Below are 20745 nucleotides of genomic sequence, written 5' to 3'. Positions count from 1 at the left end.
GTATCGTGGGGCGATGGAGATCACGGTCCGCTCGGCGGAGGGCCCGGAGGTGCGGGAGCTTGCGCGGGTGCTCGGGGAGGCGTTTGCGGATGATCCGGTTATCGGGTGGTTGATTCGGGACGAGCGGGTTCGGGCGCGGCGGGCCGCGCATATGTTCGGGGCGCTCGTGCGACACCAGTTCATCGGACTCGGGGCTGTGGATGCGGCGTTCGATGAAACGGGGAGCATGGTTGGGGCGGCGGTGTGGTCGCCGCCCGGTGATCGGAAGCCCTCGACGGCCGCCGAGCTGCGGGCGCTGCCGGGGCTGGCTCGGGCGTTTCGGACCCGGTTGCTCGTGGCGGGGCAGCTCGCGCAGCGGATGCAGGCCGAGCATCCGACCGAGCCGCACTGGTATCTCGCGTTCGTCGGTACGCTGCCGAGTGTGCGGGGGCGCGGGGTGGCGCACGCGCTGCTCGGGCCGCGCATCGAACAGTGCGATGCGACCGGCGTGCCCGCCTACCTGGAGTCGAGCAAGCGCGAGAACATTCCGTACTACGAGCGCTACGGCTTCGACCGCACCGGCGAACTCGACGTGACCGCGGGCGGCCCGCCGGTGTGGCCGATGTGGCGCGCGCCGCGCTGACCGTCCCGCTCGCAGGCACGTGTGCCGGTGATCACGGCGGGTCCGGCCGATGACGACGACCCGCTGCTCCCTCAGTCCTCGTCGACGGTGTCGTAGACCTCGGCGGCCCAGCGCGTCGACGGCGGCGAGAACAGCAGGCCGAGGGCGACCAACGCGACCAGGCCGAGGGGGATGCCGAACTGAGGCTGGCCGCCGATCATGTACCAGGAGACCGGCAGCAGCAGGATCTGCGCGATCATCACGATGCCACGGCCCCAGCGCCGCCCGCGCAGCAGCGCGATCCCGGCCGCCAGCACCGCGCCGCCGAGGATCAGGAACCAGGCCGCCGTACCGTAGGCGCTGGTCAGGCTCTGGTCGACACCCGTGAGACCGCGCACGACCAGCACCACCGCCACGATCACCCCGATGCCGCCCTCGAGCGCGGCCAGCGCGCCGGCCGCGCGCACCGTCGAGGGCACCCGCTCCGGGGCCGTGTTCTCGCCCGCCGGGCCTTCGTCCGCGTTCCGCTTCGCCACCCCGCCAGCCTAGATCCGCCGATTCTCTTGTCCCCGTCGCGGTGTCGCGGGCCCTGTCTCAGTAGGCTGCTGGGGTGCGGACGTTGCTGATCGTGAATCCGAATGCCACCTCGACGACACCGGCCACCCGCGATCTGCTCGCCCACGCGCTGGAGAGCCGGACCCAGCTGATCGTCGCGCACACCCAGCACCGCGGGCACGCCGCCGAACTCGCGCAGTGGGCGGCCACCAACGAGATGGATCTGATCGTGGTGCACGGCGGCGACGGCACGGTCAACGAGACCATCAACGGCTTCCTGCCGCTGCCGCAGGTCGCCGACGGGCAGGCGTGGATTCCGCGGCTCGGCGTCATCCCGGGCGGCTCGGCCAACGTCTTCGCGCGCTCGCTGGGCATCAAGCCGGATCCGGTCGCCGCCACCAATCAGCTCATCGACCTGCTGTCGGTGTCGAAGGACCGCCGCATCGGCCTGGCCATCGCCGACGACCGCTGGTTCACCTTCTCCGCCGGCGTCGGCCTGGACGCCGACGTGTGCGAGGCCATCGACAACAGCCGCGCCAAGGGCCACGCCGCGACACCGGCCCGCTACCTGCGCACCACCATCCGGCAGTTCTTCCGCGCCAAGCGCCGGGAGCCCTCGGCCACCCTGCACATTCCCGATCACGAACCGGTCACGGACGTGCATTACGCCTTCGTGACCAATACCAGTCCGTGGACCTATCTCGACGCCACTCCGGTGGTCACCAATCCCGATACTCGTTTCGAAACCGGTCTCGGGGTGTTTGCCATGCAGACGATGCGGGTACTGCCCACACTGTGGGTCGCTCGGCAGCTGTTGGCCTCCGACGGAAATCCCAAGTCGCGCAATTTGTTTCGCGACGACGATGTGCCGTCGGTCCGGGTCACGGCCGACCAACCGATCGGCCTGCAAATCGATGGCGACTTCATCGGCCGCCGCGACGTGGTGGATTTCACCTCGGTCCCCGAGGTGCTCGAGATGATCGCACCACGGCCCGATTCGGGTCGACACAACTGAGAAACATCGCAGTTGGGCTGCGAAAACCGGCTCGAGCGAGTACAAAGGACTCGGCAGGCCCCCGATGTAGGGGTCTTACAGCGTGAGCTTCCCCACGGTGCACCACAAAGCTATTGACATCTACGGTGTTCGTGAAAGCATTCACAAGCAACCGTGCGGAAACATTCGAGTCGCACAAGTGAACGGACCACAAACCCGAGGCGCCCTGGTGCGCCCAGCAAAGGAGCAGAGAGAATGGACTGGCGCCACAAGGCCATCTGTCGCGATGAGGACCCCGAGCTGTTCTTCCCGGTCGGTAACAGTGGTCCCGCACTCGCGCAGATTGCCGATGCCAAGCTGGTCTGCGCCCGCTGCCCCGTGACCGCCGAATGCCTGTCCTGGGCCCTGAAGTCCGGACAGGACGCCGGTGTATGGGGCGGTATGAGCGAAGACGAGCGTAGGGCGCTGAAGCGTCGCAACGCGCGCACTCGCACCCGCAGCGTCGTCTGACGACACCGGGCGTTACGGCCACCCGCGGTACCCGCACAGCCCCGGCTCGTAACGCAGTTTTCAGCCCGGCACCGATAAGGTGCCGGGCTTCATTGTGTGTGGGGCGCAGTGTGACCTTATCGAGAAGACCGGCGGCCCAAGGGAACTCGCAGGACCGCGTCCGTGCCGATGTCCGCGCCCGGGTGCAGGCCGATGGAGCCGCCCAGTTCGGCGGTGACCAGGGTGCGGACGATCTGCAGGCCCAGGCGGTCGGAACCTTCCAGGCTGAAACCGTCGGGGAGGCCGCGCCCGTCGTCGCTGATGATGACGTCCAGCCAGCGGGCCGAGCGCTCGGAGCGGATGGTGACCGTGCCGTTCTCCCCGGCGTCGAAGGCGTGCTCGATGGCGTTCTGCACCAGCTCGGTCAGCACCATGACCAGCGGCGTCGCGCGTTCGGCGGAGAACACGCCCAGCGAACCGGCCCGGCGGACCTTGATCCGCGCGGTGTGCACGGTCGCGACGTCGGCCATGATCGGCAGCAGCCGGTCCACGACCTCGTCGAGGTCGACCTCCTCGTCCACCGACATGGACAGCATCTCGTGCACGGACGCGATCGAGGTGACGCGGCGCACCGATTCGGTCAGCGCCAGCCGCGCCTCCTCGTTCTCGGTGCGGCGGGCCTGTAAACGCAGCAGCGCGGCCACCGTCTGCAGGTTGTTCTTCACCCGGTGGTGGATCTCGCGGATGGTGGCGTCCTTGGACAGCAGCGCGCGATCGCGCCGCTTGACCTCGGTGACGTCGCGCACCAGCACCGCGGCCCCGGCGAGTTCGCCGTGCGGGCGCAGCACCAGCGTGCGCAGCAGCACCGTCGCGCCGCGCGCCTCCACCTCCATGCGGCGTCCCGACTTGCCGGCCAGCGCGGCCTGGATGTCGTTGACCACTTCCTGGGCGTCGAACGGATCGGTGATCAGCGAACGCGTGGTGTGCGCGAGGTCCTGACCGGCCAGATCGCTCTGCAGGCCCATCCGGTGATACGCCGACAACGCGTTCGGGCTGGCGTAGACCACGGTGCCCTCGGTATCGATGCGGATGAATCCGTCACCGGCGCGGGGGCTCGAGTGCGAACCGGTGCGATCCTCGAGCGTCGGGAAGGTGCCGTCGGCGATCATCTGGCACAGGTCGTCGGCGCAGGCCATGTAGGCGTGCTCGAGGGTGCCGTGTGTCTTGGACCGCTGCACCTCGGTGTCGCGGCCGAGCACCGCGATCACGTCGCTGCCGACCCGCACCGGAATCGCCTCGCGGATGGCGTGCACCGGATTCGGGTGATAGACGCCCGCCGACTCGCCGTCGGACTCCACGCGCACGATCTCCCCGCCCAGCAGGGCCTCGAAGACCTGCGGATGATCCTCCTTGGAGGCGAGCGTGCCCACCACGTCCTCGGGGTGCACGGTGGCCGCGGTGGTCGGCCGGGCCTGCGCCACACACACCACGTCGGCGCCCTCCGAGACGGGGCCGGCGCCCACCCACAGCTGCAGATCCGCGAACGACAGATCCGACAGCAACTGCCAATCCCCCACCACCCGCTGCAGATGATCCACCGCCGCACCCGGTAGATCGGTGTGCTCGGCCAGCAGGTCACTCAGTGTCGACATGCACCACGCTCCTTCACCCGACGCGATTCTCCCTCAACCGTCGGACTTGGTGCGCGGGTAGGCCTCCCGGGTCAGGAGATCACGGCGATCAGGTCGCCCTTCTGCAGCACCTGGCCGGGTTCGACGTTGATCGACGTGACGGTGCCGGTGCCCTCGGCCACGACCGGGATCTCCATCTTCATCGACTCCAGCATCACGAGGGTGTCGCCCTCCTGCACCGTCGCCCCCACCGTCGCGACGATCTCGTAGACGGTCGACACCATCTCGGCGAGTACTTCCTCGGCCATGACACCCTCTCGGTCGATCGACACGGTTGCCGCCCCCATCCGCTGGAGGTACAGCCAATCACACGTGAAACAATGGCGCTCGATCAGAAGGAGGATACCCATGGGTAAGCGAGGACGTAAGAAGCGCTCGCGCAAGGGCAACGCGGCCAACCACGGCAAGCGTCCCAACGCCTGAGTCGCCCGCGACCAGGCGCGTAGCGCCGAAAAGCACTGAGCGGCACGTCATCTCGTCGATGACGTGCCGCTCTGCCGTTTCGGCTAGGGGTTCTCGATCCGCGTCTCGGTGATGACGACGGACTTGCGGATCTCCAGGGTCAGCCGCTCGCGCAGGGACTCCGGGGCGCGGTCGCCGCCGCACTTGGTGCTGAGCAGCCGCTTCAGCTTCTCCTCCAGGCCGTAGGCCTCGATGCACGGTGAACAGTGGTCCATGTGGTGCTTGAGGCGCTCCCGCGTGGCGTCGTCGCACTCGCCGTCGAGCATGAGCCAGACGTCGGCGAGGACCGCCGAGCAATCCAGTTCCATGTCGTCGCTCACTGGGATACCTCCTGCCGCGCACTTCCCGTTCGGTCCCGATCGAATCCACGCTCGTGCGCCACGTCGGCCAGCAGACCCTTGAGCTGCTTGCGGCCGCGGTGCAGGCGGGACATCACCGTGCCGATCGGAGTCCCCATGATCTCGGCAATCTCCTTGTAGGGGAAGCCCTCCACGTCGGCGTAGTAGACCGCCATCCGGAATTCCTCGGGTAGCGACTGCAACGCCGCCTTGATGTCGTCGTCCGGGAGCGCTTCCAGCGCCTCCATCTCCGCCGAGCGCAGACCCGTCGAGGTGTGCTCGGCGGTGGACGCCAGCTGCCAGTCGGTGATCTCGTCGGTCGGATACTGCGCGGGCTGGCGCTGCTTCTTGCGGTAGGAGTTGATGTAGGTGTTGGTGAGGATGCGGTACAGCCAGGCCCGCAGGTTGGTGCCCTCGCGGAAGGACCGGAAGCCCTGGTACGCCTTGGCGAAGGTCTCCTGCACCAGATCCTCGGCGTCGGCCGGGTTGCGGGTCATCCGCAGCGCCGCGCCGTAGAGCTGGTCCAGCAACGGCAGAGCGTCGCGCTCGAATCGCTCCGCCAGTTCCGCGTCGCCGGCCGTGCTGCGGGTCACGCCCGACTGCGCCTCGTCGGACTCCGCCTCGATGTCGTCGGCGGGGTTGTCGATCGCCGGGTCGTCGGCGGCGCCGACGTCCGTACGCTCGGCATTCTCGCCCTCAGCGTTGCTCGCGGTGTCGTCGCTCGTCACGCCCATCCCTTCGATCGCCGTAGCTTTCGAATCTACCGCGCGCGGGAGGGGCAGCGGGAACCCGGTGCGGGGCGACCAAGCGACGGCCACCGGGCGTTCGTCGACCAGCACGGTCACCGGCATCTCCTAACGTGTCGACCGGAATTCTTTCGCCTCGTCCGGGCGCTGGGCGGACATTCGGCGTACCGCGTGCAACAGGACTCGACCCCGCTGTGTTCCCGGCATTTCGCCGCCGCCCCGGCTCGGCCCTTAAGGTTGACCGGCATGGCAGGTGCTTCGACTCCCGCGATCCGCGCGCTGACCCAGGCGAAGGTGGCGCACCGGGTGCACTCCTACGCGCACGACCCGCGCAGCGATTCCTACGGGGCCGAGGCCGTCGCCGCGCTCGCGGACGAGCTGGGCGTGGTGGCCGAGCAGATCTTCAAGACGCTGGTCATCGAGCTGTCGACCGGAAGCCTGGCGGTGGCCGTGCTGCCCGTGCCGCGGACGCTGACGCTCAAGGCCGCGGCGGCGGCGCTGGGCGCGCCGAAGGCGACGATGGCCGACCGCGCCAAGGCCGAGCGCACCACCGGCTACGTCCTCGGCGGCATCTCGCCGCTGGGTCAGAAGCGGGCGCTGCCGACCGTGCTCGACGAGTCGGCGCTGCGCTGGGACCGGGTGCTGTGCAGCGCGGGCAAACGGGGTCTGGAGATCGAGCTGGCGCCCGCGGATCTGGCCCGGCTGACCAGCGCCGTGACGGCCCCGGTGAGCGGCTGAGCAGTGTCCGCTGGAGAATCGGTAGTCGAGGAGGTGAGCGACGCGTGAACCAGGACGAGGTGATCGACACGATCGGCCAGCAGCTGATCCGGCTCGGTCGCATCCGGGAACGCACCAACGCGCAGATCGCGGCCGCCTCCGGCGGTGAGATCGAGATCTCCGCCTACAGCATCATCTTCCGGCTGCTCGCCGACGGGCCGATGCGCTCGGGCACGCTGGCCGAGGCGATGTTCTCCGACGCGTCCACCATCAGCCGCCAGGTGGCGGGGCTGGTGAAGCGCGGGCTGATCGAGCGCCGCGCCGACCCCGACGACGGGCGGGCCAGCGTGCTGACCGTCACCGACGCGGGCCGCGACCTCGCCGCACAGCTCCGCAAGCGGCGGGTCGAGATGCTCGAGCACATCGTGGCGGACTGGGATCCCGCCGACCGCGAACAGCTCGCCACCCTGCTGCGCCGGTTCGTCGACGACTACGAGACGGCCCGGCCCGCGCTGCTGACCACCGGAGACACGCCGCGCCCACAGGTGTAAATCACACAAATCACATCAACCCCACGCGTATCTGTGCCTTACTTGATCAGGCCAGAGTCGTTCGAGCGTGAGGATGTGATGCGAAAATGTCCCACCGGCAGCGTGTGCGCACCATGGTCGTCGCCTGCGGCGCGGTCCTCGTCGTAGGATCCGGCGCTCTCGCCGTCGCCCCCGCGGGCGCGGCGCCCGACCCGAATTTCCCGCTCGGCACCAGCCCCGGCGTGCCGAGTCAGCAGCAGCCGGAGAAACGGCTGGAGAAGGCCCCGGAGAAGGCGGAGAAGCTGGGCGGCAGCACCACCGCCAAGATCCTCGACCTGGGCGCGAGCCTGATCAAGTGCGGGCTCAACATCGCCACTCCGGCGGTGAAGTGCGATTTGTGAGGGACGCCCTCGCCGTGCGGGCCGGGTTCAGATCAAGCTGATCTGCCCGGCCTGTTCGCTGTCGGCCGCCGGTGCGCCGGGGGCGGGGGCGAGCAATTCCGGCCCGTTGTTGCGGACGCTGTTGACCAGCGGGGAGACAGGCCGCGCGACGATGCCCGAAACCCGTTCCGGGCCGGGCGATTCCAAGAGTTCGTGCGGGGCCGGGTGGTCCGGGTCCAGCCAGGCGTCCCAGTGCTCGCGCGGCATGACCAGGGGCATCCGGTCGTGGATGCGGGTCAGGTCGCCGACCGCGTCGGTGGTCAGGATGGTGCACGACAGGATGGGGTCCATGCCCTCGACCGAGCGGTCCCGCCAGGTGGACCACAGGCCGGCCATGTACAGCCGGGAGCCGTCGGCGTAGGACATGTAGAAAGGCTGCTTGACAGCTTTCGACTTCCCTGTGGGGGCGGCCTCGACGAGCCATTCGTACCAGCCGTCCATCGGTACCAGGCAGCGGCGCTTCTTCACCGCGTCGCGGAACGAGGGCGCCGTGGCCGCGCGATCGGAGCGGGCGTTGAACAGCGGCTTGCCCTTCGCGGGCACGCCCGGCTCGGCGGCCTTGGTCCAGACCGGGATCAGGCCCCAGCGCATGCGCCGGATCCGTAGCTTCGCCTCGTCGTCGGGGTGGTCGTGGTCGTGTCGCTCCACCACGGTGAGCACCTGATTCGTGGGGGCCACGTTGTAGTTCGCGCGGTCCAGGTCGGGCGGGTCGCCGGTTTCATCGATCGCGTCGAGTTCGGCCGCCAGCCGGGCCGGGTTGGCCGTGGTCGCATATCTGCCGCACATGCCCCCATGCTGCCACCGCCCACCGACGAATTCCGGCGCTCTCGCCGACGTCGCTACCGACCGATGGCCGAACGGAGCGAAAGATGGCCGGAAATGCAACTGAAGGCGGTTGACTTCACATCTAGGGTATGAGAACTTCGTGCCGTAACTCTCTCACTAGGGGTCGCCGAACCATGTCCACCACCGAGTCCACCGCCGTCGCCGGCGAGACCGCTCTGACGTCGGTCAATCCGGCCACCGGCGAGGTCATCGCCACCCACCCGATCGCCGACGCGCAGGCCGTGCGCGCGGCGGTCGACAAGGCCCGCGGCGCCGCCGAGGTCTGGGGCGCGCTGTCCTACGCCGAGCGCAAGAAGCACCTGCTGCGCTGGGCCAGCCGCCTGGTCGCCAAATCCGACGAGCTGTGCGAGCTCATCCACCTGGAGAACGGCAAACCCCGCGACGACGCGTTCCTCGAGCTGCTGCTCGCGCTCGAGCACATCTCCTGGGCCGCGAAGAACGCCGAGAAGGTGCTCAAGCCCAAGAAGGTCTCGCCCGGCGCGCTGATGTCGAACTTCGGCGCCTACATCGAGCAGCGCCCGCTGGGCGTCATCGGTGTGATCGGCCCGTGGAACTACCCGGTCTACACGCCGAACGGGTCGATCGCCTACGCGCTGGCCGCCGGCAACGCGGTGGTGTACAAGCCCAGCGAATACTCCACCAGCATCGGCAATTTCGTCGCCAAGGCCTTCACCGAGGCCAACCCCGAACTGCCCGCCGGGATCTTCGAGACCGTGAACGGCTACGGCGAGACCGGCGCCGCGCTGGTGCGCGCCGACATCGACAAGGTCGCGTTCACCGGGTCGGCCGCCACCGGCAAGAAGATCATGGCGGCCGCCGCCGACCGGCTCACCCCGGTGCTGCTGGAATGCGGCGGCAAGGACGCGGTCATCGTCGCCGCCGACGCCGACATCAAGGCCGCCGCCGACGCGGTCGCCTACGGCGCCACCATGAACAGCGGCCAGACCTGCGCCGGCGTCGAGCGCGTCTACGTGGACGCCTCGATCAGCGACGAGTTCGTCGCCGAGGTGAAGAAGATCCTGACGAGCGTGCACCCCGGCTCCGACGACAAGGCCTCCTACGGCCCGATGACCATGCCGAGCCAGATCGACGTCGTGCGCCGCCACATCGAGGACGCGCTGAAGAACGGCGGCACCGCGGTGCTCGGCGGCCCGGAGTCGGTACAGGGTCCCTACATCGAGCCGGTCGTGCTGGTCGACGTGGACGAGAGCGCCGCGGCGGTGCGCGAGGAGACCTTCGGTCCGACGGTCACCATCCGCACGGTCGCGAGCGTCGACGAGGCCGTCGACCTGGCCAACAACTCGACCTACTCGCTGGGCTCGGCGGTCTTCTCGCGCAAGCACGGGCTCGAGATCGCCCGGCGCATCAAGGCCGGCGCCACCTCGGTCAACTCGGTGCTGGGCTTCGCGGCGATCTCCGCGCTGCCCTTCGGCGGCGGCCGCGACTCCGGGATCGGCCGCATCCACGGCGCGCCCGGCATGCTGGAGTTCACCGCGCCGCACTCGATCGCGGTGCAGCGCTTCCAGATTCCGGGCATGGCGCTGCTCAGCTACTCCCGCACCGAGAGCACCATGAAGCTGCTCCGCCGGGTCGTCCCGCTGCTGCACGGCCGGCACAAGTAGTTCCGACGCGGGCGCCCCGCCGCGGTTTCCGACTCGTCCCCGGCGGTCGGACGCGGCGGGGCGCTGCTCCCCTACTCTGAAGTAACCGAGAAAACACCTGGTCGGAGCGGAAATTCTGAACTCGCCGGAACACAACTTCATGACCGAGCGGTATCTCCGACCGCTCGTAGGAGAAGATAGGGGGGTGAGTTTCTGGCCCGCGCCCCATACCGACCATTCCGTGCACGCGACCGTGACCCTGCCCGGGTCGAAATCGATCACGAACCGGGCACTGATCCTGGCCGCGCTCGCCGACCGGCCCTCGACCATCACCGGTGCGCTGCGCAGCCGCGACACCGACCTGATGATCGGCGCGCTACGAGCGATGGGCACCCGGATCGACGGGGACGCGGACACACTCACCGTCACCCCGGCCGAGACGCTGCACAACGCCACCGTCGACTGCGGCTTGGCCGGCACGGTGATGCGCTTCCTGCCGCCAGTGGCCGCGCTCGCGCACGGTGACGTCGCGTTCTTCGGCGACGAGCAGGCGCGGCTGCGCCCGCTGGGCCCGATCCTGGACGCGGTGCGGCAGCTCGGCGCGGAGATCGAGGGCGATTCGCTGCCGTTCGTGGTGCGCGGCGAGGGCGCCCTGCGCGGCGGGGAGGTGACCATCGATGCCTCGGGCTCTTCGCAATTCGTCTCCGGGCTGCTGCTGTCGGCCGCCCGTTTCGACCAGGGCGTGACCGTGCGGCACGACGGTGCGCCGCTGCCGTCGCTGCCACACATCGCGATGACCGTGCAGATGCTGGAGCAGGCGGGCGTGGTGGTGCGGGCGCCCAGCGGCCCACGCGCCGAACAGGTCTGGGTGGTCGAGCCCGGCCCGATCCACGCCGTGGACTGGGAGGTCGAGCCCGACCTGTCCAACGCCACTCCGTTCCTGGCCGCGGCGGCGGTCACCGGCGGCGAGGTCACCGTGCCGCACTGGCCGTCGCTGACCACGCAGGGCGGCGACGTGATCCGGGAGATCCTGGTGCGCATGGGCGCCGAGGCCCGCCGCTACGACGGCAAGCTCGTCGTGCGGGGCCCGGACCGTCTTGCGGGCATCGATATCGACTTGCACGATGTCGGAGAGCTGACCCCGACGGTCGCCGCGCTGGCCGCGCTGGCCGACTCGCCGTCGCGGCTGCGGGGCATCGCGCACCTGCGCGGGCACGAGACCGACCGGCTCGCGGCGCTGTCCACCGAGATCAACCGCCTGGGCGGCAAGGTCAGCGAGACCGACGACGGTCTGCAGATCGACCCGACGCCGCTGCGGGGCGGGCAGTGGCACTCCTACGCCGACCACCGCATGGCCACCGCCGGCGCCATCCTCGGCCTGCGGGTGCCCGGCGTCGAGATCGAGGACATCGGCACCACCGCCAAGACCCTGCCGAACTTCGTCGAGCTGTGGGACACGATGCTCTCCGACGGCCACGTCGACGCCGGCCCGGCGGGAGCGGTGCACTGAGACGCCGCGAGTACGACGAGTCCGATGTCCGGGTGCGCCCGGGCAGGGGCTCGCGTCCTCGCACCAAGACCCGGCCCGAGCATCGAGATGCGGTGCCCGCCATGGTGATCGCGGTCGACCGGGGTCGCTGGAGCTGCGTGCTGGACGGCGACCCGCAGCGGCCGATCGTGGCGATGCGGGCCCGGGAACTGGGCCGCACCCCCATCGTCGTCGGCGATCGGGTCGACGTGGTGGGCGACCTGACCGGCCGGCCCGACACGCTCGCCCGCATCGTGCGGGTGGCCGAGCGCCGAACGGTGTTGCGCCGCACCGCCGATGACACCGATCCGTTCGAGCGGGTGGTGGTCGCCAACGCCGAGCAGTTGTTCATCGTGGTGGCGCTGGCCGACCCGCCGCCGCGCACCGGTTTCGTGGAGCGGGCCATGGCCGCCGCGTATGCCGGTGGGCTGGAACCGATTCTGTGCCTGACCAAACACGATCTGGCGGCCGAGTCCGAATTCGCTTCGGAATTCGAGGATTTGGGTCTCACCATCGTGTTCGGGGGTCGCGACGACCCGCTGGACCGGATCGAGGCGCTGCTGCGCGACAAGCTCAGCTGCCTGCTCGGGCATTCCGGGGTCGGCAAGTCGACGTTGGTGAATCGTCTTGTGCCGCAAGCGGAACGAGCCGTGGGCGAGGTGTCCGGGGTCGGCAAGGGGCGGCACACCTCGACCCAGTCGGTGGCGCTGGCGCTGCCCGGCGGCGGCTGGGTCATCGATACCCCGGGCATCCGGTCCTTCGGCCTGGCGCACATCACGCCCGACGACGTCATCCAGGCCTTCGCCGATCTCGCCGAGGCCATCGAGGACTGTCCCCGCGGCTGCACTCATCTCGGCCCGCCCGCCGACCCGGAGTGCGCGCTGGACCAGCTGCCGGGCAAGCAGCGGCGGGTCGCGGCGATCCGCCTGCTGCTGGTCGCCCTGAACTCCAACGATCCGTGGGTGGTCGGCAGCGGCTAGCGCGCCGGGTCAGCGGTCGGAGATCTCGTAGACCACGTGGCGGCCGTCGCGGATGACGGTGCGCATGTGCTGCTTGTAGACGTTCACCGTGCCGTTCGGGCGGCGTTCCTCGATGTCGACGTCGAAGGAGTCCCAGGCCCGCTCGACGACACGGACGCAGTGCACCGTGCCGATCGGGATCTCGGCATCGATGCCGCGCTGCATGTTCTCGGCGTCGGAGACGTTCACCGTGTCGGGCGCGACGAAGGCCTGCGCGCCGCGGCCGCTGCGCTCGGCGTAGTAGGCGTGCTCGAAGCCGAGGATGGCGCCGGTTCCGCTGGCGGTGTCGCCGGGGCCGTTGCCGATGGTGAGGCCGCCGGTCTGCTCGGGCGCGCAGAACGGTTTCGGCGGGATCGGGGCGGCTACGGGGGCGCCGGGCTCGTCGCGGGCGCCGCCGACGACCAGGGTGACGATCGCGCCCACGGCGACGCCGGTGGCCACCAGCGCGACGGCGAGCACCACGCGGATCCGGCCCGGCACGCGACGGGTCTTGCGCGGCGGCGGGGCCAGGGTGCGCTGCACGACGTCGGGGTCGAGCGCCCATTCCGGCGGCGGGGGCGGTGTCGGCGCGGCGACGGCGGGCGGATCGCTCGGCTGCCAGGTCAGGCCCGGCCGCTGGGCGGGCACGTCACGCATCAGCCACTCGGGCGGACCGAGCGGGGGCCCGAATCCGGTGGCCGGTTTCGGGCCGGCTTCAGTGGGCCGGTTCGACCGGCCGGTATCCGCGCCCACTGTTCTCCTTCCCTCCTGTCCCGCAAGAGGTCTCACGCCGGCATGACGATGCCACCGCACAGCCGGTTATCACAACAACGCCGCCTTCCCAACATTGGCAACAATGGCTGGTTGCGTCGCGCCGCGAACAGTCTCTCGCATGTGGACAGTTCGCGCCAGCGGAACAAGATCAGTTCGGGGAAACCGGGCCCGGTATGGCGATCGGCGCTTTATCACCTTCCGATATTCCCGGATGGAAAAAGATCACCTCGGGGACCGTCGACAATTTTTGCCGAATCTACGGCGGGAGCGGACCGATTAATTCACGATCATCGTGCGAGCGGGCAGGCCCCGGGACGTCGACGCTGGACCCTGGCGGGCGACGGGCGACAACCGCCGCTCGCTATCAGTAACTTCCCGGAAACACGGACTTCGGTGGCGCACCGGCTCGGCGACGGGTGCCGAGAGGTGGTCTGGCCAGCCGCGCTCAGCGCTGCGAGCAGCACAAACGTGACCCGCGTCTCACGATTGTCCTGTTAGTCCGATCACAAGTACAGGGCGTGGGGCATGCCCGCGGCCCGAACGCCGGCGTCGCGCGCCGGTCGGCCAGTTTCAGGCAAACCCCCACGGGAGAGCCGAATCGGACGGCGTACGAACGATCGGCGAAAATTCTGAGTCGAGGACATTTCGCAACGGCCGTTGTGATCCAGCTCTCGGGGTACCGCGAATCTTGCGGTTGACCTGCGAACAGGTCGGTTCTACGGTACATTTCCGATGGTCGATGTCGCCCATTGCGAATTCGAACCCGATATTCGACCGGCGCGAATGGGCGATCCCCGTTCACCACACCGGTCACCTAGACGAAGAAAGCCTCAGGCTCAGAAGAAAATGGCTCAGCCAAACCCTCGGCACAGCAACGAAATTCAGTACGGTCGGCCCGAAACCGCGCGGGCCCCACGCGATCTCCCGGCCGGCAGCCGTGATCTACGCATGTACTGGGGTTTCCTATGCTCGGCAGCGCTGAGTCTTTCCACCGTCGTCCTGCTGTTCCAGCCCTGGCTGCGGGCGCAGGGGCCCAACGGCCGCGTCGTCTCCGACGCCTTCGGCCGGACGCAGGGCATCACCGACTCGACCAGCGACCAGTGGGGTGAAGGCGCGTACCCGGCGCACATCAGCGGCGGCTGGGGAATTCTCACCGCCGCCCTGGCGATCCTCACCATTTTCGCGGTGGGCCTGTACCTGCGCGACGGCAGCGCCACGCTCGCCCTGATCGTCCTGGGATCCGCTGCGGGACAAGCGCTCTCGGTGTTCTGCACGCTGCTGTACCTGAACGGCAAGGGCCCGGCGTTCAAGACGCTCGTCGAAAACTCCGGCACCGGCGGCCTGCGCGACCTGTTCGGCGGCTCGTCGAACGTCCGCGAGGTCGCCAGCGTCGGCCTCGGCATGGCGGCCCTGCTCGGCGGCATCACCGCCCTCGGCGCCCTGCTGCTCGCCCTGACCTCGGTCATGCCCCTGCGCGGAACCGACCGCGCCGCCGCCACCGACCGCCCCTCCACCCCGGCCCCGGACACGGCCCCCCAGCCGACCCCCGGCCTCCCCCACTACCCGGAGTCACCCAGCACCCCCCGCACGGTCGCCCGCCAGGCCACCCCGCACCCCACTCCCCAACCCCACTCCGAGGCCCGCCCCCAGCACCCCGCCCCCACCGACCTGGAGCGCCTGACCATCCGCCTCCCCTTCGCCCCCACCACCGCCGCCACCCACCGCCCCGAACACGCCTTGTTCGCCGGTTCGGCCGCGGAGCGCTGAGGGTTCCACCACGCACCGCCGATGGGCGCTCGCTCCACTTCGGAGCGGGCGCCCATTTTCGATTGCCCGAGGCGGTACCTACATGACAGCATGCTAACGCGACATATGTTGCACTAATGAGCGGTCGGGGTCCCGATGCGTTCGACCTGCACCTTCACCGCCGACCCGAAACGAGTGATCTCTAATGCCTGCTCATATCGCGATGATCGGTGTGCCCATCGTGAGTCATGTGTTGCCGAGTCTGGAGGTTGTTCGGGAGTTGGTGGGGCGGGGGCATCGGGTGAGTTATGCCAATGATGTGGGGGTTGGGGAGCTTGTGGTGGGGGTGGGGGCCGAATTGGTTTCGTGCGCTTCGGTGCTGCCGGTTGCGGATAATGACTGGCCCGGGGATCCGGTGGGGGCGATGAATTTGTTTCTGGACAACGCCATGGGTGCGTTGCCGCAGTTGCGGGGAGCTTATGACGATGATCCGGCGGATTTGTATCTGTATGACATCGGGGCCTATGCGGGGCGGGCGCTTGCCGAGGGGCAGGGGCGGCCGGTGATGCAGTTGTCGCCGACGTTCGTGGCGTGGGAAGGGTATGGGGAAGAGGTTGCGGCGCAGCTGTACGGGCTGCCGGGGGCGGATGCGTATCGGGCGAAGTTCGCGCGGTGGCTGGTCGAGTGTGGTGCGTCCACGACCGATGTGGACGCGTTCTCCGGGCCGCCCGCGCGGACTCTGGCATTGATTCCGCGGGCTATGCAGCCGCATGCCGAGCGCGTCGACGCCGAGGCGGTGACATTCGTCGGTCCTTGCTTCGATCCGCGCGAGGATGCCACCGGCTGGACGCGGCCCGCCGGGGACGAGAGGATTCTGCTGATCTCCCTGGGCTCCGCCTACACGCAGCAGCCCGAGTTCTACCGCCGCTGCCTCGCCGCGTTCGGCGGACTGCCGGGCTGGCACGTCGTCCTGCAGGTCGGAAAGTACACGGACCCAACGGAACTCGGCGACATCCCGGCCAATGTCGAGGTGCACTCCTGGGTCCCCCAGCGCGCCATCCTCGAACAGGCCGACGCCTTCGTCACCCACGCCGGCATGGGCGGCTGCGGCGAAGGCCTGCGAGCGGGCGTCCCGATGATCGCCGTCCCCCAGGCCGCCGAGCAGTTCCTCAACGCCGACCGCCTCGTGGAACTCGGCGTAGCCCGCCGCATCGACACCGAAGCGGCCACCCCCGAAACCCTCCGGGAAGCCCTGCACACCCTCGTCGCCGACCCCGAACGCACCCGCCGCTCCCGCGAACTCCGCACCGCCACCCGAGCCGAAGGCGGCACCCTACGAGCCGCCGACCTCATCGAGGAAATGCTGGACCGCTGATCACTCCGTCGACTTCGGGTGCGCCGCGCTCGCCAGGACGACCCAGACGATCCGTCGCTCGACATCCGGGCAGTACCAGATCCGGCCGCCGCTGGTGACCTCGTACTGCCATTGCTCCAACTGACGCCCACCGATTGCTCGGTGGGCGAAACAGTCCCGGAGACGATGCTGTCGCGCCGGATTCTCCGGTGCGGTCGGCCGCTCCGTCAGCACGATCCACGCTTCCCACGTAGCGGATCGCGCCGCCCGGCACAGATCCTCCCAGCCCTTCGCCGCCTCGGAGGTGGCGAAGCGCGCCTCCCACATGCCCGGACGCCCGGGTGGCGCCACGCGATCCCCCCGCTTGGCCGACACGCGTCAATCGTCCGTCGGTGCGAGGATGGGACCGAAGTCGTCGTCGATCGGCTCCGAGAGCTGCTCGGCGAGGGCGGGGTCGGCGTAGATCGCGGCCGTGCTGCGCCACTCCCGGATCGTCTGTGCCAGTACCGACCACTCGCCGAGCTCGGCGGAGGCCTGGAACGCGCGGGCGAAATCGCGCACGAATCCGATGCGAGAGGGCTCGGGAAGCACATCGGCCCAAGGGAATTCGTCCAACAGCCAATGCGCCGCGGCCTCGTGCGGAAGATGGACCAGCACATTGCGCAAAGCCCGCGCTGCCGCCACGGAGCCCTCGGACAGCGACCGAGCGCTGTCCTCCCGAATCAGGAGCAGCGGAGCACCGTCACGCCGACGCACACGAACCGTGCCCTCCTCGGCAAGACGAGCGACCTGCTTCGGATCGCGCTGTAGCTCGCTCCACTGCACCTCGGTGACCATGCCACAATTCTGAACTTTTTCATGATTGTTGGCAAGCCACTCGCCGACCGACGCGAAAAGCGCCCACCCCCGCGACGGGGTGGGCGCTTCTCGTTGCTGGAATTACCTGCGGCGCTTGGACTTCGGGGGCTTGGCGCCGTGGCGGGAGTCGGCGCGGGCGGCCTCGCGGCGCTCGCGGCGGGTCATGCCGTCGGCGTCGTGGTCGCCGTATTCCTCGCGGTCGCTGTGGCGGGCGGCGTGGCCGCCCTCGTCCGGGCCGGAGTAGGTGAGGCCGCCGACGTCGCGCTGGTCGATGCCCTTGGCGCGCAGAGCGGCCGGAGCGCCGTTGACCGGCTCTTCGATCGGGGCCGGGGCGGCGGGGGCGCCGGCGCCGACCGGGGAGCGCAGACCGGGGGCCACGGCGGAGGGCTGCGGCTGGGGCTGCTGGACCTCGACCTGGAGGTTGAACAGGAAGCCGACCGACTCCTCCTTCAGGCCCTCGAGCATCGCGGCGAACATGTCGAAGCCCTCGCGCTGGTACTCGACCAGCGGGTCGCGCTGCGCCATGGCCCGCAGGCCGATGCCCTCCTTGAGGTAGTCCATCTCGTAGAGGTGCTCGCGCCACTTGCGGTCCAGCACCGACAGCAGCACCTGCCGCTCCAGGTTGCGCATGCTGCCCGGACCGGCCAGGTCGTCGATCTCCTTCTCGCGACGCTCGTAGGCGTGGTGGGCGTCGTCGAGCAGGGCGTCCAGCAGTTCCTCGCGGGACAGGTCGCCGATCTCGCCGTGCTCGTTCTCGCCGGTCAGGTCCCGGTAGTCGAGGCCGACCGGGTACAGCGTCTTCAGCGCCGTCCACAGCTTCTCGAGATCCCAGTCCTCGACGTAGCCATCGGCGGTGGCACCGTTGACGTAGGCCGTGATCACGTCGGTGATCATGTTCTCGACCTGGCCCTCCATGTCCTCACCGGACAGGATGCGCTGGCGCTCGGCGTAGATGACCGTGCGCTGCTGGTTCATCACCTCGTCGTACTTCAGGACGTTCTTGCGGATCTCGAAGTTCTGCTGCTCGACCTGGGTCTGCGCGCTCTTGATGGCCCGCGAGACCATCTTCGCCTCGATCGGCACGTCGTCGGGCAGGTTGAGCCGGGTCATGATCGACTCCAGCGCGGCGCCGTTGAAGCGGCGCATCAGCTCGTCGCCCAGCGACAGATAGAAGCGGGACTCGCCCGGGTCGCCCTGACGGCCGGCGCGGCCGCGCAGCTGGTTGTCGATGCGCCGCGACTCGTGCCGCTCGGTGCCCAGCACGTACAGGCCGCCGGCCTCGCGCACCCGCTCGGCGTCCTCCTCGACCTGCTGCTTGACCCGCTCGAGGGTGGGCAGCCAGTGCCGCTCGTACTCCTCCGGCGTCTCGACCGGGTCCAGCCCCTGCCGGCGCAGCAGCGTGTCGGCGATGATGTCGGGGTTGCCGCCCAGCACGATGTCGGTACCGCGACCGGCCATGTTGGTCGCCACGGTGACCGCGCCGGGACGACCGGCCTCGGCGATGATCTGCGCTTCCTGCTCGTGGAACTTGGCGTTGAGCACGTTGTGCGGGATGCCGCGCTTGGTCAGCAGCTTCGACAGGTACTCCGAACGCTCGACCGAGGTGGTGCCGATCAGCACCGGCTGATCCCGCTGGTGCCGCTCGACGATGTCGTCGGCGACCGCGGCGAACTTCGACTCCTCGGTCTTGTAGATCAGGTCCGACTGGTCCACGCGGACCATCGGCCGGTTGGTCGGGATCGGCACCACGCCGAGGTTGTAGATCGAATGCAGTTCGGCCGCTTCGGTTTCGGCGGTACCGGTCATACCGGACAGCTTGTCGTAGAGGCGGAAGTAGTTCTGCAGCGTGATGGTGGCCAGCGTCTGGTTCTCCGGCTGGATCTCCACCTTCTCCTTGGCCTCGATGGCCTGGTGCATGCCCTCGTTGTAGCGGCGGCCCACCAGGATGCGGCCGGTGAATTCGTCGACGATGATCACTTCGCCGTTGCGGACGATGTAGTCCTTGTCGCGGACGTACAGCTCCTTGGCCTTGATGGCGTTGTTCAGATAGCTGACCAGCGGCGAATTGGCGGCCTCGTACAGGTTGTCGATGCCGAGTTGATCCTCGACGAACTCGACGCCCTGTTCGTGCACGCCGATGGTGCGCTTCTTGATGTCGACCTCGTAGTGCACGTCCTTCTTCAGCAGCGGCGCGATGCGCGCGAACTCGGCGTACCACTTCGAGGAGGCGTCGGCGGGACCGGAGATGATCAGCGGGGTGCGGGCCTCGTCGATCAGGATCGAGTCGACCTCGTCGACCACGGCGAAGTTGTGCCCGCGCTGGACCAGATCGTCCAGCGAGTGGGTCATGTTGTCGCGCAGGTAGTCGAAGCCGAACTCGTTGTTGGTGCCGTAGGTGATGTCGGCGTTGTACGCGGCGCGGCGCTCGGCCGGGGTCATGCCGGACAGGATCGACCCGACCTCGAGACCGAGGAAGCGGTGCACGCGGCCCATCCACTCCGAGTCGCGCTTGGCCAGATAGTCGTTGGTGGTGACGATGTGCACGCCGTCGCCGCTCAGGGCGTTGAGGTAGGCGGGCAGGACCGAGGTCAGGGTCTTGCCCTCACCGGTCTTCATCTCGGCGATGTTGCCGATGTGCAGCGCCGCGCCGCCCATCACCTGGACCTTGTAGTGCTTCTGGTTGAGCACCCGCCAGGACGCCTCGCGCGCGACCGCGAACGCCTCCAGCAGCATCTCGTCCAGGGACTCGCCGTCGGCGTAGCGCTCCCGGAACTCGTCGGTCTTGGCCCGCAGCTCGCCGTCGGTGAGGTCGGCGTACTCGTCGTCCAGGGCGAGCACCTCGTCGGCCAGCCGCGCGAGCCGCTTGACGACACGGCCCTCACCAATCCGTAGCAACCTCGTCAGTGTCAGCGCAGGCACGGGTCTCGTCAGTCCTCTGGTCGGTGTCGTGGTTTGCGGCGCTCCATCCCCGGTTCCCCGCGGGCGGGGTCCGGTTCCGCGGATGCCGCGGCAACGCCCATGGTAATGCGGCCTCCATGGTAGGTGCCGCCCTCACCTGAGCCGCAGCGCGGCCAACCGCCACTCACCGCGGCGCGCGACGATGCGCGCCGCGACGGCGAAGCGCCGGTTGCCGCGATCGTAACCGCCGAAGACCTCGGCCGTGCCGGGCGCCACGACACTGGCCCGCACCGACACCAGCAGCGCCGGGCCCAGCCGCCGCTCGGCCGCCCCGGTGCGGGCCAGCGTCGCGACCGCCGCGACCACCGTCGGCTCGGCGATCGGTGTCAGCTGCGCGACCGGGCGCCGCCCGTCCACCGCCTCCAGCACCCGGCGCAGCGATCGTTCAGCGAATCGCATTGCCCCCGAATCGGTTTCGTCCGGGGAAGCGTACGATGTAGGACGTCCGCCGTGCGGCGAACGGCGGTGCGCCCGGCTCGGGGCGCCGGCCGCGGACGCGGGGCCGGACGCACGGTGATG

At 69.2% G+C, this 20745-nt stretch carries 23 protein-coding genes; 12 read left to right on the top strand and 11 right to left on the bottom strand.

What is annotated here, in order from left to right:
* The first annotated feature begins 13 nt into the window (after window positions 1-13).
* The gene (locus IU476_RS24550; RefSeq protein ID WP_195103815.1) at window positions 14-622 is read left to right on the top strand and encodes a GNAT family N-acetyltransferase; all 609 of its coding nucleotides are present in this window, start codon (window positions 14-16) and stop codon (window positions 620-622) included.
* A gap of 71 nt (window positions 623-693) precedes the next feature.
* On the opposite strand, the gene IU476_RS24545 is transcribed toward IU476_RS24550, so the two are convergent.
* Entirely contained in the window at window positions 694-1137 is a 444-nt protein-coding gene (locus IU476_RS24545) for a hypothetical protein (protein WP_324194256.1), read from the bottom strand.
* 74 nt (window positions 1138-1211) lie between these two features.
* On the opposite strand from IU476_RS24545, the gene IU476_RS24540 reads away from it, so the two are divergent.
* Together IU476_RS24540 and IU476_RS24535 are read left to right on the top strand one after the other, a co-directional pair.
* Window positions 1212-2171 (top strand): diacylglycerol/lipid kinase family protein, encoded by a 960-nt coding sequence (locus IU476_RS24540; protein ID WP_195103813.1) that lies wholly within the window; start codon window positions 1212-1214, stop codon window positions 2169-2171.
* Between the two features lie 234 nt (window positions 2172-2405).
* Window positions 2406-2660, top strand: a complete 255-nt coding sequence (locus tag IU476_RS24535; protein ID WP_062507827.1) for a WhiB family transcriptional regulator — start codon at window positions 2406-2408, stop codon at window positions 2658-2660.
* A 116-nt stretch (window positions 2661-2776) separates the two neighbouring features.
* On the opposite strand, the gene IU476_RS24530 is transcribed toward IU476_RS24535, so the two are convergent.
* Window positions 2777-4291 carry a sensor histidine kinase gene (locus IU476_RS24530; RefSeq protein ID WP_195103811.1) on the bottom strand — a complete coding sequence of 505 codons (1515 nt, stop codon included), beginning with the start codon at window positions 4289-4291 and terminating at the stop codon, window positions 2777-2779.
* A gap of 71 nt (window positions 4292-4362) precedes the next feature.
* Window positions 4363-4578 (bottom strand): biotin/lipoyl-binding carrier protein, encoded by a 216-nt coding sequence (locus tag IU476_RS24525; RefSeq protein ID WP_195104007.1) that lies wholly within the window; start codon window positions 4576-4578, stop codon window positions 4363-4365.
* A 100-nt stretch (window positions 4579-4678) separates the two neighbouring features.
* Here IU476_RS24525 and IU476_RS37390 point away from each other — a divergent pair, with 100 nt between their 5' ends.
* A complete protein-coding gene (locus IU476_RS37390) occupies window positions 4679-4753 on the top strand; it encodes a 50S ribosomal protein bL37 (protein ID WP_022597109.1) in 75 nt (24 codons plus the stop codon).
* Window positions 4754-4836: 83 nt separating this feature from the next.
* On the opposite strand, the gene rsrA is transcribed toward IU476_RS37390, so the two are convergent.
* Window positions 4837-5100 carry a mycothiol system anti-sigma-R factor gene (rsrA, locus tag IU476_RS24520; RefSeq protein ID WP_195104005.1) on the bottom strand — a complete coding sequence of 88 codons (264 nt, stop codon included), beginning with the start codon at window positions 5098-5100 and terminating at the stop codon, window positions 4837-4839.
* An 8-nt stretch (window positions 5101-5108) separates the two neighbouring features.
* A complete protein-coding gene (locus IU476_RS24515; RefSeq protein WP_438944065.1) occupies window positions 5109-5864 on the bottom strand; it encodes a sigma-70 family RNA polymerase sigma factor in 756 nt (251 codons plus the stop codon).
* Window positions 5865-6122: 258 nt separating this feature from the next.
* On the opposite strand from IU476_RS24515, the gene ybaK reads away from it, so the two are divergent.
* The 3 genes from ybaK to IU476_RS24500 all read left to right on the top strand — a co-directional run bounded on the left by ybaK (window position 6123) and on the right by IU476_RS24500 (window position 7524).
* A complete protein-coding gene (gene ybaK / locus IU476_RS24510) occupies window positions 6123-6614 on the top strand; it encodes a Cys-tRNA(Pro) deacylase (RefSeq protein ID WP_195103808.1) in 492 nt (163 codons plus the stop codon).
* Window positions 6615-6658: 44 nt separating this feature from the next.
* Window positions 6659-7144 carry a MarR family winged helix-turn-helix transcriptional regulator gene (locus tag IU476_RS24505; RefSeq protein ID WP_195103806.1) on the top strand — a complete coding sequence of 162 codons (486 nt, stop codon included), beginning with the start codon at window positions 6659-6661 and terminating at the stop codon, window positions 7142-7144.
* Between the two features lie 86 nt (window positions 7145-7230).
* The gene (locus IU476_RS24500) at window positions 7231-7524 is read left to right on the top strand and encodes a hypothetical protein (protein ID WP_195103804.1); all 294 of its coding nucleotides are present in this window, start codon (window positions 7231-7233) and stop codon (window positions 7522-7524) included.
* 27 nt (window positions 7525-7551) lie between these two features.
* On the opposite strand, the gene IU476_RS24495 is transcribed toward IU476_RS24500, so the two are convergent.
* Window positions 7552-8349: an SOS response-associated peptidase gene (locus IU476_RS24495; RefSeq protein ID WP_195103801.1), complete on the bottom strand. Its 798-nt coding sequence runs from the start codon at window positions 8347-8349 to the stop codon at window positions 7552-7554.
* A gap of 173 nt (window positions 8350-8522) precedes the next feature.
* On the opposite strand from IU476_RS24495, the gene IU476_RS24490 reads away from it, so the two are divergent.
* From IU476_RS24490 to rsgA, 3 genes are all read left to right on the top strand, one after another.
* Window positions 8523-10031 (top strand): aldehyde dehydrogenase family protein, encoded by a 1509-nt coding sequence (locus IU476_RS24490; RefSeq protein ID WP_195103799.1) that lies wholly within the window; start codon window positions 8523-8525, stop codon window positions 10029-10031.
* A 139-nt stretch (window positions 10032-10170) separates the two neighbouring features.
* Window positions 10171-11520 carry a 3-phosphoshikimate 1-carboxyvinyltransferase gene (gene aroA, locus IU476_RS24485; RefSeq protein WP_195103797.1) on the top strand — a complete coding sequence of 450 codons (1350 nt, stop codon included), beginning with the start codon at window positions 10171-10173 and terminating at the stop codon, window positions 11518-11520.
* Window positions 11517-12518, top strand: a complete 1002-nt coding sequence (gene rsgA / locus IU476_RS24480; RefSeq protein WP_195104000.1) for a ribosome small subunit-dependent GTPase A — start codon at window positions 11517-11519, stop codon at window positions 12516-12518. Before aroA ends, rsgA begins: the two co-directional genes overlap by 4 nt.
* A 9-nt stretch (window positions 12519-12527) precedes the next feature.
* Here rsgA and IU476_RS24475 read toward each other — a convergent pair whose 3' ends face one another.
* Window positions 12528-13289 (bottom strand): DUF8176 domain-containing protein, encoded by a 762-nt coding sequence (locus tag IU476_RS24475; protein ID WP_195103795.1) that lies wholly within the window; start codon window positions 13287-13289, stop codon window positions 12528-12530.
* A gap of 969 nt (window positions 13290-14258) precedes the next feature.
* On the opposite strand from IU476_RS24475, the gene IU476_RS24470 reads away from it, so the two are divergent.
* Window positions 14259-15077, top strand: a complete 819-nt coding sequence (locus tag IU476_RS24470) for a hypothetical protein (RefSeq protein WP_195103793.1) — start codon at window positions 14259-14261, stop codon at window positions 15075-15077.
* A 184-nt stretch (window positions 15078-15261) separates the two neighbouring features.
* Window positions 15262-16431, top strand: coding sequence for a macrolide family glycosyltransferase (locus IU476_RS24465; RefSeq protein ID WP_228824212.1), 1170 nt, complete (start codon window positions 15262-15264; stop codon window positions 16429-16431).
* Here IU476_RS24465 and IU476_RS24460 read toward each other — a convergent pair whose 3' ends face one another.
* The 4 genes from IU476_RS24460 to IU476_RS24445 all read right to left on the bottom strand — a co-directional run bounded on the left by IU476_RS24460 (window position 16432) and on the right by IU476_RS24445 (window position 20625).
* Entirely contained in the window at window positions 16432-16785 is a 354-nt protein-coding gene (locus IU476_RS24460; RefSeq protein WP_195103792.1) for a hypothetical protein, read from the bottom strand. It lies immediately after the preceding gene.
* Between the two features lie 3 nt (window positions 16786-16788).
* Window positions 16789-17247 (bottom strand): hypothetical protein, encoded by a 459-nt coding sequence (locus IU476_RS24455; protein ID WP_195103791.1) that lies wholly within the window; start codon window positions 17245-17247, stop codon window positions 16789-16791.
* 102 nt (window positions 17248-17349) lie between these two features.
* On the bottom strand, window positions 17350-20187 hold the full coding sequence (secA, locus tag IU476_RS24450) for a preprotein translocase subunit SecA (RefSeq protein WP_195103790.1): 2838 nt from the start codon (window positions 20185-20187) through the stop codon (window positions 17350-17352).
* A gap of 132 nt (window positions 20188-20319) precedes the next feature.
* Window positions 20320-20625, bottom strand: coding sequence for an Rv3235 family protein (locus tag IU476_RS24445; RefSeq protein WP_195103789.1), 306 nt, complete (start codon window positions 20623-20625; stop codon window positions 20320-20322).
* Between the last annotated feature and the right edge of the window lie 120 nt (window positions 20626-20745).

The organism is Nocardia blacklockiae, assembly GCF_015477355.1.
In the GTDB taxonomy this organism is placed as follows: Bacteria; Actinomycetota; Actinomycetes; order Mycobacteriales; family Mycobacteriaceae; genus Nocardia; species Nocardia blacklockiae.
Note: the sequence above shows the minus strand (reverse complement) of the source record. Positions and strands in the feature narration are given on the sequence as shown.

What these genes read in the sequence shown, in the direction of transcription:
- rsrA (WP_195104005.1), bottom strand. Translation starts at nt 5,100, where the DNA reads ATGGAACTGGATTGCTCGGCGGTCCTCGCCGACGTCTGGCTCATGCTC.
- IU476_RS24530 (WP_195103811.1), bottom strand. Translation starts at nt 4,291, where the DNA reads ATGTCGACACTGAGTGACCTGCTGGCCGAGCACACCGATCTACCGGGT.
- ybaK (WP_195103808.1), top strand. Translation starts at nt 6,123, where the DNA reads ATGGCAGGTGCTTCGACTCCCGCGATCCGCGCGCTGACCCAGGCGAAG.
- IU476_RS24490 (WP_195103799.1), top strand. Translation starts at nt 8,523, where the DNA reads ATGTCCACCACCGAGTCCACCGCCGTCGCCGGCGAGACCGCTCTGACG.
- IU476_RS24495 (WP_195103801.1), bottom strand. Translation starts at nt 8,349, where the DNA reads ATGTGCGGCAGATATGCGACCACGGCCAACCCGGCCCGGCTGGCGGCC.
- IU476_RS24525 (WP_195104007.1), bottom strand. Translation starts at nt 4,578, where the DNA reads ATGGCCGAGGAAGTACTCGCCGAGATGGTGTCGACCGTCTACGAGATC.
- IU476_RS24515 (WP_438944065.1), bottom strand. Translation starts at nt 5,864, where the DNA reads ATGGGCGTGACGAGCGACGACACCGCGAGCAACGCTGAGGGCGAGAAT.
- IU476_RS24535 (WP_062507827.1), top strand. Translation starts at nt 2,406, where the DNA reads ATGGACTGGCGCCACAAGGCCATCTGTCGCGATGAGGACCCCGAGCTG.
- IU476_RS24465 (WP_228824212.1), top strand. Translation starts at nt 15,262, where the DNA reads ATGCCTGCTCATATCGCGATGATCGGTGTGCCCATCGTGAGTCATGTG.
- IU476_RS24455 (WP_195103791.1), bottom strand. Translation starts at nt 17,247, where the DNA reads ATGGTCACCGAGGTGCAGTGGAGCGAGCTACAGCGCGATCCGAAGCAG.
- IU476_RS24550 (WP_195103815.1), top strand. Translation starts at nt 14, where the DNA reads ATGGAGATCACGGTCCGCTCGGCGGAGGGCCCGGAGGTGCGGGAGCTT.
- aroA (WP_195103797.1), top strand. Translation starts at nt 10,171, where the DNA reads ATGACCGAGCGGTATCTCCGACCGCTCGTAGGAGAAGATAGGGGGGTG.
- IU476_RS24470 (WP_195103793.1), top strand. Translation starts at nt 14,259, where the DNA reads ATGTACTGGGGTTTCCTATGCTCGGCAGCGCTGAGTCTTTCCACCGTC.
- IU476_RS24500 (WP_195103804.1), top strand. Translation starts at nt 7,231, where the DNA reads ATGTCCCACCGGCAGCGTGTGCGCACCATGGTCGTCGCCTGCGGCGCG.
- IU476_RS24445 (WP_195103789.1), bottom strand. Translation starts at nt 20,625, where the DNA reads ATGCGATTCGCTGAACGATCGCTGCGCCGGGTGCTGGAGGCGGTGGAC.